11 protein-coding genes are annotated in these 12222 nt (G+C 59.6%); 6 read left to right on the plus strand and 5 right to left on the minus strand.

Annotated features, from left to right (window positions below; genetic code table 11):
• Positions 1–124: 124 nt before the first annotated feature.
• Positions 125–2485 carry a DNA polymerase II gene (locus ACA044_RS10385; RefSeq protein WP_497447201.1) on the plus strand — a complete coding sequence of 787 codons (2361 nt, stop codon included), beginning with the start codon at positions 125–127 and terminating at the stop codon, positions 2483–2485.
• Here ACA044_RS10385 and ACA044_RS10390 read toward each other — a convergent pair.
• The 3 genes from ACA044_RS10390 to ACA044_RS10400 form a co-directional block, all read right to left on the minus strand.
• Positions 2450–2920, minus strand: coding sequence for a DUF1810 domain-containing protein (locus ACA044_RS10390; RefSeq protein WP_497446266.1), 471 nt, complete (start codon positions 2918–2920; stop codon positions 2450–2452). The two genes, ACA044_RS10385 and ACA044_RS10390, sit on opposite strands and share 36 nt — an antisense overlap.
• 30 nt (positions 2921–2950) lie before the next feature.
• Positions 2951–3772, minus strand: coding sequence for an aldo/keto reductase (locus ACA044_RS10395; protein WP_497446267.1), 822 nt, complete (start codon positions 3770–3772; stop codon positions 2951–2953).
• 110 nt (positions 3773–3882) lie between these two features.
• Entirely contained in the window at positions 3883–5031 is a 1149-nt protein-coding gene (locus ACA044_RS10400) for an aldose epimerase family protein (RefSeq protein ID WP_497446268.1), read from the minus strand.
• Positions 5032–5280: 249 nt separating this feature from the next.
• Here ACA044_RS10400 and ACA044_RS10405 point away from each other — a divergent pair, with 249 nt between their 5' ends.
• The 3 genes from ACA044_RS10405 to ACA044_RS10415 all read left to right on the plus strand — a co-directional run bounded on the left by ACA044_RS10405 (position 5281) and on the right by ACA044_RS10415 (position 8429).
• The gene (locus tag ACA044_RS10405) at positions 5281–6030 is read left to right on the plus strand and encodes a hypothetical protein (RefSeq protein WP_497446269.1); all 750 of its coding nucleotides are present in this window, start codon (positions 5281–5283) and stop codon (positions 6028–6030) included.
• A gap of 161 nt (positions 6031–6191) precedes the next feature.
• Complete coding sequence (locus ACA044_RS10410; protein WP_497446270.1) at positions 6192–6977, plus strand: sulfite exporter TauE/SafE family protein; 786 nt, start codon at positions 6192–6194, stop codon at positions 6975–6977.
• Between the two features lie 93 nt (positions 6978–7070).
• Positions 7071–8429: an erythromycin esterase family protein gene (locus tag ACA044_RS10415; protein WP_497446271.1), complete on the plus strand. Its 1359-nt coding sequence runs from the start codon at positions 7071–7073 to the stop codon at positions 8427–8429.
• Positions 8430–8436: 7 nt separating this feature from the next.
• Here the strand turns inward: ACA044_RS10415 and ACA044_RS10420 are convergent, their stop codons facing one another.
• On the minus strand, positions 8437–8805 hold the full coding sequence (locus ACA044_RS10420) for a VOC family protein (protein WP_497446272.1): 369 nt from the start codon (positions 8803–8805) through the stop codon (positions 8437–8439).
• 180 nt (positions 8806–8985) lie between these two features.
• Here ACA044_RS10420 and ACA044_RS10425 point away from each other — a divergent pair, with 180 nt between their 5' ends.
• Entirely contained in the window at positions 8986–9522 is a 537-nt protein-coding gene (locus tag ACA044_RS10425; RefSeq protein ID WP_497446273.1) for a DUF4174 domain-containing protein, read from the plus strand.
• A gap of 396 nt (positions 9523–9918) precedes the next feature.
• Here ACA044_RS10425 and ampC read toward each other — a convergent pair whose 3' ends face one another.
• The gene (ampC, locus tag ACA044_RS10430; RefSeq protein WP_497446274.1) at positions 9919–11073 is read right to left on the minus strand and encodes a class C beta-lactamase; all 1155 of its coding nucleotides are present in this window, start codon (positions 11071–11073) and stop codon (positions 9919–9921) included.
• A gap of 160 nt (positions 11074–11233) precedes the next feature.
• Here ampC and ACA044_RS10435 point away from each other — a divergent pair, with 160 nt between their 5' ends.
• Entirely contained in the window at positions 11234–12106 is an 873-nt protein-coding gene (locus ACA044_RS10435) for a LysR family transcriptional regulator (RefSeq protein WP_497446275.1), read from the plus strand.
• The last annotated feature ends 116 nt before the right edge of the window (positions 12107–12222 follow it).

The following is a 12222-nucleotide window of genomic DNA, read 5'->3' on the forward strand; positions in this document are numbered from 1 at the left end:
CGCGGGCAAGCCACGCTCCCACAGGTTCTGCGTCTTAACTTACCGGCATTAGGGCAAGCCCCCTCGCCACGCCGGCGATCACGCGTAGAATTACCACTTGAGTCAGATCGTTGAGGTTGCAGTGGTGGATTTACAGCAGGGCTTCGTCCTGACCCGGCATTGGCGCGATACCCCGGCCGGCACGGAAGTCGAGTTCTGGCTGGCGACCGATGCCGGCCCCCGGCGCATCCGCCTGCCGCATCAACCGTCGGTCGCGTTCATTCCACAGGTGATGCGCGAGCAAGCCGAAGGGCTGTTGCGCGGCGAGAAGAACGTCGAGCTGCGGCCATTGGCCCTTCTGGACTTCGAGCACCGCCCGGTGCTCGGCCTGTATTGCCAGCAGCACGGTCAATTGATGCGCCTGGAAACCGCGCTGCGCAAAGCAGGCGTCGAGGTATTCGAAGCCGACATCCGCCCGCCGGAACGCTACATGATGGAGCGTTTCATCACCGCGCCCGTTTTGTTCAGCGGCACGCCCGGCGCCGAAGGCCTGCTGCTCGACGCGCAAATGAAACCCGCCCCCGGCTACCGACCGAACCTCAGGCTGGTCTCCCTGGACATCGAAACCACCGCCCAGGGCGAGTTGTATTCCATCGCCCTGGAAGGCTGCGGCGAGCGTCAGGTGTACATGCTCGGGCCGCCCAATGGCGATGATGCCGAGGTGGATTTCCAGCTCGAATACTGTGACTCGCGGACCCTGCTGCTGAAAAAACTCAACGAATGGTTCGCCCGGCACGACCCCGACGCCATCATCGGCTGGAACGTCGTGCAGTTCGATCTGCGCGTGCTGCACGAACATGCTCGTCGTTTGGCGGTGCCGCTGAAGCTGGGGCGTGGCGGCGAAGAAATGCAGTGGCGCGAACACGGCAGCCGTAATCATTACTTCGCTTCGGCGGCCGGCCGGTTGATCATTGATGGCATCGAGTCCTTGCGTTCGGCGACCTGGAGCTTCCCGTCGTTCAGCCTGGAAAACGTTGCGCAAACCTTGCTGGGCGAGGGCAAGTCCATCGACAACCCGTACCAGCGCATGGACGAAATCAACCGCATGTTCGCCGAGGACAAACCGGCCCTGGCCAAGTACAACCTCAAGGACTGCGAACTGGTGACGCGGATCTTCGCCAAGACCGAGTTGCTGACCTTCCTGCTGGAGCGCGCCAGCGTCACCGGTTTGCCGGCGGACCGCAGTGGCGGCTCGGTGGCGGCCTTCACTCACCTGTATATGCCGTTGATGCACCGTCAGGGCTTCGTCGCGCCGAACCTCGGCGGCAAACCACCGCAGGCCAGCCCCGGCGGTTTTGTCATGGACTCGCAACCGGGGCTGTACGAATCGGTGCTGGTGCTCGACTACAAAAGCCTCTATCCGTCGATCATCCGCACCTTTTTGATCGACCCGGTGGGCTTGATCGAAGGGCTCAAGCATCCCGACGACAGCGAATCAGTGCCAGGCTTTCGCGGTGCACGTTTCTCCCGTATCCGGCATTGTCTGCCGGCCATCGTCGCGCGGGTCGCCGAAAGCCGCGAAACCGCCAAGCGCGAACATAACGCGCCGCTGTCCCAGGCTCTGAAGATCATCATGAACGCGTTCTATGGCGTGCTCGGTTCCAGCGGTTGCCGCTTCTTCGATACACGGCTGGCCTCGTCCATTACCTTGCGCGGGCACGAAATCATGCTGCGTACCCGCCAGTTGATCGAAGCTCAGGGCCACGCGGTGATCTATGGCGACACCGACTCGACCTTCGTTTGGCTGCGCCGCCCCCATGGCCAGGCAGAGGCCGCACAGATCGGCCACGCGCTGGTGGACCACGTCAACCAGTGGTGGCGCGAGCATGTAAAACAGGAATACGGGCTGGAAAGTGCCCTGGAGTTGCAGTTCGAAACCCACTACAAACGCTTTCTGATGCCGACCATTCGCGGCGCCGAGGAGGGCAGCAAGAAGCGCTATGCCGGGCTGGTCACTCGCGCCGATGGCACCGATGAGATGGTCTACAAGGGCCTGGAAACCGTGCGCACCGACTGGTCGCCGCTGGCCCGGCAATTCCAGCAGGAGCTGTACCTGCGCATCTTCAATCGCAAACCCTATCAGGACTACGTTCGTGACTATGTGCGCAAGACGTTGGCCGGTGAGTTCGACGAACGTTTGATCTACCGCAAACGCCTGCGCCGTACCCTTGATGACTATCAACGCAACGTTCCGCCCCATGTGCGGGCCGCGCGAATCGCCGACGATTACAACGACCGGCAAGGTCGCCCGCGGCAATATCAGAACGGCGGCTGGATCAGTTACGTGATCACTGTCGCTGGCCCCGAGCCGCTGGAAATCCGCAGCGCACCCATCGACTACGACCATTACGTCACCCGGCAGCTGCAACCGGTGGCGGATGCGATCCTGCCGTTCGTGGATGACGATTTCTCAACGCTGATTGGGGGGCAACTGGGCCTGTTTTGAGTCCAGCAGCGACAGGGTCCAGTCATCCGGTATGCCGTGAAAGTATTGATCCAGTGCCCGATGAAACAGGCTGCCTTTTGGCGAAACCTGGGCGAACAGCGTCATCGATGAGTGAAATTTCAGGTTGTCGGGATGACCGAAAATTTTGGCGATCGAGCTTTGAGGAACGTCCAGGACCAATTGCGTGCAGGTGCGCAAACGTGGACCCAGTAACGGATGCTCCAGGTACGCCGTGGCTTCTTCACTGGAGCGAATGGCAAAGTAGCGGGACATTTCGCTGTCACCCAACCCGGCAAACTGCGGAAAGATGAACCACATCCAGTGCCGGCGCTTCTGACCGGCGCGCAGTTCCTCCTGAACCCACTCGAACACAGGGTCCTGCGCCTGGACGAAGCGTGGCAAATTGAAGGAGTCGAGCTGATCGGTGCTTCTCATGCCGATGCCCTCTGACAGAACTGCGATGGCTCAGACCATGGCCAACCGCTGCTTGCGTTGTGGCGCGCGAAAAGCTTGGTCCAGCGCCTCCAGATCCCCCGCTTCAAGGTGCAATTGCGCCGCTTGCGCGTTGAGCTGCACATGCTCGGGGCGGACCGCTTTGGGGATGGCGATCACGCCGTTCTGACGCAGAATCCATGCCAGTGCCACCTGCGCAGGCGTCACCCCGTGACGAATGGCAATCTGCTCGAGCGCCGGATTAGCCAGCATGTGCCCACCCTGGCCGATCGGACAGTAGGCCATCACCGGCATCCTTTGGTGTTGGCTCCAGGGGAGCAGATCGAATTCGATGCCGCGTTCTTCCAGGTTGTACAGCACCTGATTGGTGGCGCAGGCCGTTGAGGCCAGTTCGTCCAGATCGTCGAGGTCAAAATTGGACACGCCCCAACGGCCGATCTTGCCGTCTTCACGCAGGCGTTCGAAGGCGTCGACGGTTTCCTCAAGGGGATACTCGCCGCGCCAGTGCAACAGGTAGAGATCGATGTAATCGGTACTGAGCCGCCGCAGGCTGCGCTCGCAGGCCTGGGGGATGCCTTTGCGGCTGGCGTTGTAGGGGTAGACCTTGCTGACCAGAAAAACCTGGTCACGCCTACCTGCGATGGCTTCACCCACCACCTCTTCAGCGCCCCCTTCGGCGTACATTTCAGCGGTGTCGAGCAGGGTCATGCCCAACTCGATGCCCAAACGCAGCGCTGCAACTTCCTTTGTGTGTCGGGAGCGTTCTTCTCCCATGCGCCAGGTTCCTTGGCCGATGACCGGCACATGGCTGCCGGCCAGCTCAAGAGTACGCATGAATTCTTCTCTCTGAAGCCCGATCGATACTTCAGTTGGCAGCAAAATAGCCCGGTGGTTCCGTCGGACCCCAGAAAGGAGGTAACAGCAAACGCGTCAAAATCGCAGCGCTATTGGGCGGAAAACTTGAACACGGTGGTCTGGGTATACGTTTTGCCCGGATCCAGCCGTGTGGACGGGAAGTCCGGCTGGTTCGGCGAGTCCGGATAGTGCTGGGTTTCCAGAGTGAACGCACCCCAGTGCGGATAAATCTTGCCTGCCTTGCCCTTGACCGTGCCGTCGAGGAAGTTGCTGGTGTAGAACTGCACGCCCGGTTCAGTCGTGTAGAGCTGCAAGCGGCGGCCGGATTGCGGATCGCTGACATCGGCGGCGAGTTTGCCCAGGTCACCCTTGGCGTCCAGCACCCAGTTGAAGTCGAAACCACCTTGTTTCGGTTCGGCGAATTTCAATTGCGGGTGATCGGCCTTGATGTGTTGACCGATGGCGGTCGGTTGGGTGAAGTCCATCGGTGTGCCGGCGACCGGGGCCAGTTCACCGGTGGGGATCAGTTTGCCGGTGACGGGTGTGTAACGGGCCGCGTGCAAGGTCGCGAGCTGCTTCAGTACGTCGCCGTTGCCCGCGCCGGCCAGGTTGAAATAGCTGTGGTTGGTCAGGTTCAGCACGGTGGGCTTGTCGGTGCTGGCCTTATAGTCGATGCGCAGCTCATTGTTCTCCGTGAGGCTGTAGGTGACCTCTGTTTTCAGGTTGCCGGGAAAGCCCATTTCACCGTCCGCCGACAGATGCGTCAGGGTCACGCCCACCGAATCCTTGCCCTTGCTCGGTTCGGCTTTCCACACACGCTTGTCGAAACCCAGGGGCCCGCCGTGCAGAGAATTGCTGCCGTCATTGAGCGGCACCTGAAAGCGCTTGCCATCCAGCTCGAAGGCACCGTTGGCCAGGCGATTGCCGAAGCGGCCAATGGTGGCGCCGAAGTACGCCGTGCCGCTTTGATAGCCCTGCACGTCATCGAAGCCCAGCACCACGTCGTCTAGCTTGCCGTTTTTGTCCGGTACCTTCAGTGATTGAAGAATCCCGCCGTAGGTAATGACCGTGGCTTGCAGGCCATGGCTATTGCGCAAAATGTATTGCTCGACGGGGGTGCCGTCATTGGTTTTGCCAAAGGCTTTGTGTTCGCTGGACAAGCCAGCGGCGTGAGCGGGGAGGGTGGCGATCATCAGAGACAGTCCGAGTCCGGAGAGCAGGTGTCGGGATTGCAGCATGGTTGACTTCCTTTTTGTTGTTTTGGGAGAAGTAGTCATACTAATAGTCGGGTTTTAACGCGATCAAGGAAGGATTTATAGTCTATTTGCACAGATTTGCAATTATAAAGTATGACTAATGCTGGGTTGATCTCAGAATGACCGGGGCTTACGGACCACCGGCACTGCACTTTTTCAGCTTTCACGGTTCTATCCTTGGCCAGCCTGCGGCGATCCCCACCGCCGGCCCATGCCCAAGTTCAAGAACCCATGGCTCGAGTTTTACCCCGCTTAACCCAGCACATTCGCCGTCATTGCTCGCTGCTGATTAGCCTGTCGATGCTCTTCGCCAGTGGGTGCAGCCATCAGCCCGGCAACGATATCGTCAGCCAGTTTCGCAATGGCAAACCCCAGGAGTTCCTCCAGACCAGCGTCGACCGCATGGCGACCCTGACGATGCGCGACAACCTCGAAAGCCTTTACCTGCTGATGAACAAGCTCTACCTGCGCAATCCGGACGAGCTGAAAAAATCCGGCTTCCTCGATGTCGGCACCGCCGAAAAACAAGTGCGCATGGCCATCGAACAGCAACAGCCGCTTCCCACCCTCGGCGGCAAAAAAGACCTCGCCGCGCTGAGCTACGCCATGAGTCCGGAATTCCTCGGCGACCGGGTCGGTGCCTTCATCTATGCCATCGGCAGCATGCTGGTGACGGCCCACGGCAATCGGCTGGAGTTCTACATGACGGATGCGATCAACCCGACCTTCGTCAGCAATGCCGCGCGCAACATCGAGAAAGCCACCTGGATCTTGAGTCAGCGGCAAAACAAGCACGGCGAACCGTTGCTGTTTTCCAACGAAATCTCGGAAGAGGGCAGCAACCTGAGTTTTGCCGTGGAGTTCGGCAAGATCGTTGCGCGGCTGGACCTGCTGACCCAGATGCTGGATGAACGCTACCGGCGGATCGGCCTCAACTATGCCCAGAGTTTGCTGTTCCTGAATTTCTTGCCGGTGCAGTAATTCGAGAAGTGAACCCAATCCCTGTGGGAGCGGGTTGAGGGGGAGATCGTTGTTCCAGTCAATAAATTGATATAAATATAGATCGCATCGATATAAGTGGTTATAAGAAAAATCGCTATGCTGCGGACCGGTTTATTTCCTGCGATTGTCTGGGCGTATTAATGGAATTCGGTAATTTCGGGTTGGTCGTTGCAGGTCTGGTGGTCGGCTTTATTGTCGGCATGACCGGAGTCGGGGGCGGGTCGTTGATGACCCCCATTCTGTTGTGGTTTGGTGTCAACCCGGCCACAGCGGTGGGTACGGACTTGCTGTACGCGGCCATTACCAAATCCAGTGGTGTGCTGGTTCATCGCAAGAACAAGAACATCGACTGGGCGATTACCGGTTGGCTGACCCTCGGCAGTGTGCCGGCGGTGGCGCTGACGCTGTGGTTCCTGAGCAGTTTGCAGACCTCGCCCGATGCGATGAACGCCGTCATCAAACAGGCGCTGGGCTTCGTATTGTTTGCCACGGCGCTGGCGATTTTCTTCAAGAAGCGCTTGCTCGACTTCGCCCACAAACGGGCGGGCGGGCACTACAACCCCAGCGGCTCCCGGTTGAATGCACTGACCGTGATCACCGGTCTGATCCTCGGCACCATGGTGGCCCTGACTTCCATCGGCGCTGGCGCCCTGGGCACCGTTGCGCTGTTCATTCTGTATCCGCTGCTGCCCACTCGCCGCCTGGTCGGCACCGAAATTGCTCACGCGGTGCCCCTGACCCTGGTCGCCGGCCTGGGCCACGCGAGCATGGGCAACATGGATTGGCACGTCTTGGGTTACTTGCTGGTCGGTTCGTTGCCGGGGATTTACCTGGGCAGCCATTTGACCGGGCGTATCTCTGACGAACTGCTGCGTCCGTGCCTGGCCACGATGCTGGTGCTGATCGGCTACAAACTGGCGTTCTGATTCGGCACCGCATAGATCACTGAATTTGGCGGAATCATGCTCTCGCTGACGTAGTCAAAACTATGACCACGTTCAGATGAGGTCATGACGTCCATGAGCAGCCCCGTAAACGATCTTCTGCGACGGTTGCGCCGCCCCCGCGACGAGCCACCCGGCAACGCGGCCGAAGTGCTGCGCCGTCATGCCGAGCCGTTGCCTGCACTCGATTCGCCTGAATTCGGCGAACTGTTCGACCGCTTTGGCGATGCCAGCGTGGTGCTGATCGGCGAATCCAGTCATGGCACCCAGGACTTCTACCAGACCCGAGCGGCGATCACCCGTCGCCTGATCGAACAGCACGGCTTCGGCATCGTCGCGGTCGAAGCCGACTGGCCCGATGCCGGCCAGGTCGACCGATGTGTTCGTGACCTGGGCCGCTCCACCTGGAAAAAACAGGCCTTCGCCCGATTCCCCACCTGGATGTGGCGCAACACGGCCGTGCAGACCTTTACCCGCTGGCTGCACCACCATAACCGTGGGCTGACGCTGGATCAGCGGGTGGAGTTTCGGGGGCTGGATGTGTACAGCATGCGTCACTCCATCGACGAGGTGCTGGGCTATCTCGACAAGACTGACCCACAGCTGGCGAAAGAGGCCCGGCATCGCTACAGCTGCCTGACGCCGTGGCATGACGACCCGGCGCTGTACGGTCATTTCGCCGAGCGAGGCAACCTGGCCACTTGCGAGGATGCAGTGGTCGAGCAATTGAATGTGCTGCTGGGCGAACGGCTCGACCCTACGGTTACCGACGATGAGGCGTTTTTCAGCGCCACCCAGAACGCCCGCGTCGTGCGGGCCGCCGAGCAGTATTATCGCGCCATGTACCGCGGCTCAACTGCCTCGTGGAACCTGCGTGACCGGCACATGTTCGACACCTTGCAAACCCTGATGGAGCATCGTGGGGCGGGCGCCAAAGCGGTGGTGTGGGCGCATAACTCACACATCGGCAACGCCGCCGCCACGCAAATGGGTTGGGAGGGGCAGTTCAACATCGGCCAGTTGTGCCGCACGGCCTATGGCTCACAAGCGGTGCTGATCGGCATGGGCACCGACCACGGCACCGTCGCGGCCGCCGATGACTGGGATGAGCCGATGCAGGTCAAACAGGTGATCCCGGCATTGGCCGACAGCTGGGAACAACTGTTTCTCAAGGCCGGCGTCCCTGCGGCGCTGCTCGACTGGCGGACGTCGCCGAGCGAGGAATTGCTGGACGTATTGGCCGAGCCATTGCTCGAGCGCGCCATCGGCGTCATCTATCGACCCAGGACCGAGCGCCAGAGCCATTACTTTCAGGCGGTGCTGGCGGAGCAGTTCGACGCTTACGTCTGGATCGAAAAAACTCACGCGGTCTCGCCATTGCCGGCGCCTGAATTCATCGAGCATGAGGAAGACACTTTTCCGTTCGGCCTATGACGGGTATCTATTCCCGGGTGAAAATCTCCAGCAGGTGCCCGTCCGGGTCATCGAAATACACCCGCCTCCCACCGCCGTAATCATTGATCTCGTTCGGCCGTTGCTTGCCCGGATCGGCCCACCAGGGCTGCTTGAGCGCTTGCAGGCGAGCGAACGCCGCATCGAAGTCTTCGTCACCGATCAGAAACGCATAATGCTGCGAGGCAATCGGCGGATCGTTGTCGTAGAAATCCAGCGACACCCCGTTATCGAATTTGACCACCAGCATCGGCCCGAATGGCTCGGGATCGGGCAGGCCGAGGAGGTCGGTCAGGTAGCGGGCCGAGATCTGTTTGTCGCGGCACCAGACGATGGTGTGGTTCAACTGAGCGCTCATGCAAAGATCCTCACGGCGAATCAGGTCGTGCGTGTCGTGCTATGAGATTAGCCCAGGCTGTTGCGCAATGACCGCCCTGACCTAAGCTTGGGGCAAGGCGAATCACAATTGCGGTGCGTCACCCGGAACGATCGCCGCGATGCGCAATCATTAGAGCGTGGATATCAAAAGGAGATGCGCATGCTCATCAGGTCTTTGACCCTGGCTACTCTGCTGGCTTTCGTCGGTCCTCTGTTCGCCGCCGATGACGATTCACCTCTGGTTAAAGACGTGGGCAGGGCCCGTCCCCTGATTGTCATCGCGCCCAGTTCGGTCGACCCCACGTGGGTCAACCTGAAAAAATCGCTGGATGAACCCGCCAGCCGCAAGGGCTTCACCGAGCGAAACATGGTGCTGTACACCGTGATCAATACGATGGGCCAGCGCGACGGCAAAGACCTCGACCCGCAAGCTACGATGGCGTTGATTCGTTCACTCAAATTGGGCGCCGGTGGGAAGAGCAAAATCATTCTGGTCGGCAAGGACGGCGAAAAGAAGCTTGAACAATCGGGTGCAGTCGAGCTGAAAGAGATTTTCAGCACTATCGACCAGCTACCGGCGGCCGAGAAGGAAGCGACGGTACCGTTGCCAGCGCCGGTGGCTGAAGTTGCACCGGTCAAAGGTGCAAAAGGCAAACCGGCGAAACCCGCCAAACCGCCTGAAATGCCGGATGATTGAATTTCCTCCCCTGAACCCTTGTGGTGAAGGGGGAGCCCTAAGCGCAATTCCTGTGGGAGCGGGCTTGCTCGCGAATAGAGTGTGTCAGTCAACATTAATGTGCCTGGCATACCGCCTTCGCGAGCAAGCCCGCTCCCACAGATTTGCGCACCTTGACTGACTGGCATTGACCTCAAGAGATCGCCCATTTTGTTTGCCAACGGAAATCTGCAGTCTGGCGACCCATTGTGGCGAGGGAGCTTGCTCCCGCTCGGCTGCGAAGCAGCCGCAAAACAGACGCTTCGTTCTATCTGGATTTCTGCGGTGGCAGAGTTTGGGGGGGCGCTGCGCGCCCCAGCGGGGGCAAGCTCCCTCGCCACAGGTGCGCGGTTGTCCAGCCTTAATGGATTGTCGGGATTATTCGGCCAAAGCACTCAATATTGTGTGAGCAATTTTGACTCGCTCAGGATTCGGGTAGTTCTTGTTGGCCAGGATCACGATGCCGATGTCTTTCGCCGGAATAAAGGCTACGTAGGCGCCGAAGCCGCGGGTTGAGCCGGTTTTGTTGATCAGCACATCTTCTCGTTGAGGTTGCGGCGGGGTCAGCGGTTGGACTGCATGGGCCTCCATCGCCATCTGTGACGAGTTGCCCGCCAGCAATGCATCGAGCGTTACCGGATAGTTGTAGAACTCCCATCCCAACCCTTGAGTCATCTCGCCAACCTGGTAATAACCGGTGTGAGTGGTGGCGATGGCTTGCTGCAAGGGCTTTTCCAGCGAAGCGGGATTCATATTCGCCTCAACATAGCGAATAAGGTCCGAAGCGCTGGTTTTCACACCATACGCTTCGGAGTCCAATGCCCCCGGCTCGACTCGCACAGGTTTGTCGTCCTTGGAGTAACCCTGGGCGTAAAGCCCCATCTGATCCTGCGGCACCTTGAGGTAGCTGTGCTTGAGGCCCAGTTTCGGCAGCAAGGTTTTTTCCATAAGCTGATCGAACGGTGCACCCATGCTGTGGGCCGCCAGATAGCCGAACAACCCAAGGCTAGGATTTGAATACTGGCGATGAGTGCCGGCGGCGTAGGTCGGTTTCCACTGTTTGAAATAACCGAGCATCTTGTCCTGATGGTCTGCCTCACTGGGGAATTGCAGCGGCAGGCCACCGGCGCTGTAGGTGCCGAGTTGCAGCACGCTGATGCTGTCGAACGCGCTGCCACGCAATGTCGGCAGAACCTGACTGGCGTTGTCCGACAGGGCCAGTTTGCCGGTCGCCTGGGCGTAAGCGGCGAGGGTGGCGGTGAAGGTTTTGCTCACCGAACCGATCTCGAACAGGGTGTCTTCGGTGACGGCTTTGCCGTTTTCTTTCGAGGCCACGCCGTAATTAAAGTAATGCGGTTGGCCATTAACGGTGATCGCGACTGCGACACCGGGGATCTGCTGTTGCTGCATCACCGGTTCAAGGGTGGCCTTGACGATGGCTTCGATGCGGTCGTCAGCAAAGCTGTGACTGACGCCGAGGAGAAGTGCGAAAGCACTGTAGGACGCGAGTTTTTTCTGATTTCTTTTAGACATGATTGGGCCACTTTCCATGAGTTTCTGTTGCGTTAACCGCTACACTCCGAGCGGTTTTTCAAGCCGGTCCGTTGCTGGGCGAGCCAAATCTATGCAGTTTGGCGAAGACCGACAAACGACGATATCTCGGATGAGCCATTAGAAAATTTTGGGAGTGGGCATGATTCGACCTCATCTGCCGCTGAATGCGCTGCGCGCTTTCGAGGCTTCGGCACGCCATTTGAGTTTCACCCGGGCGGCGGTGGAGTTGTGTGTCACGCAGGCAGCGGTGAGTCATCAGGTCAAAAGCCTTGAAGCCCAGCTTAACGTGACCTTGTTCAAACGCCTGCCCCGAGGCCTGATGCTGACCAGCGAAGGTGAGACCCTGTTGCCGGTGTTGCGCGAATCCTTCGACCGGATCGCCGAGACCCTGGAGCGTTTCGAGGGTGGGCATTTTCGCGAGGTGTTGACGGTGGGAGCCGTGGGAACTTTCGCAGTCGGCTGGCTGTTACCGCGGCTGGCGGACTTTCAGGTGAAATATCCGTTCATAGATTTGCGCCTGTCGACCAACAACAACCGGGTGGATGTGGCCGCTGAAGGCCTGGATTACGCCATTCGTTTTGGCGCGGGGGCGTGGCATGGGATCGAAGCGGTAAGGTTGATCGAGGCGCCGCTGTCGGCGCTCTGCGCTCCCGAGATTGCGCGGCAGTTGCACGCACCGGCCGATCTGTTGCAGCAAACGCTGTTGCGTTCCTATCGCACGGATGAGTGGCCCGAATGGTTTCAGGCGACCGGTCTTTCGGCCCATGCCGCACTGCCCCGGAGCATCGTCTTCGACTCGTCGCTGGCGATGATGGAGGCTGCGCTGCAAGGGGCGGGAGTGGCATTGGCGCCGCCGCTGATGTTTGCCCGGCAACTGGCGGCGGGCGCAATCGAGCAACCGTTCGCCATCGGCATCACCACCGGCAGTTACTGGCTGACCCGTTTGCAGTCGCGCCACGAAACGTCGGCGATGGCCGCGTTCAAGGACTGGTTGCTGCAAGCTTCGCTTTAATACAAAAACCTGTGGGAGCGGGCTTGAGTGGCGAGGGGGCTTGCCCCCGTTCGGCCGCGCAGCAGTCGCAAAAGTGGCCAATCGGTTCTTTCAGACGAAACCCGGGTGATGGTATT

It is taken from the genome of Pseudomonas sp. LBUM1673, from assembly GCF_059695645.1.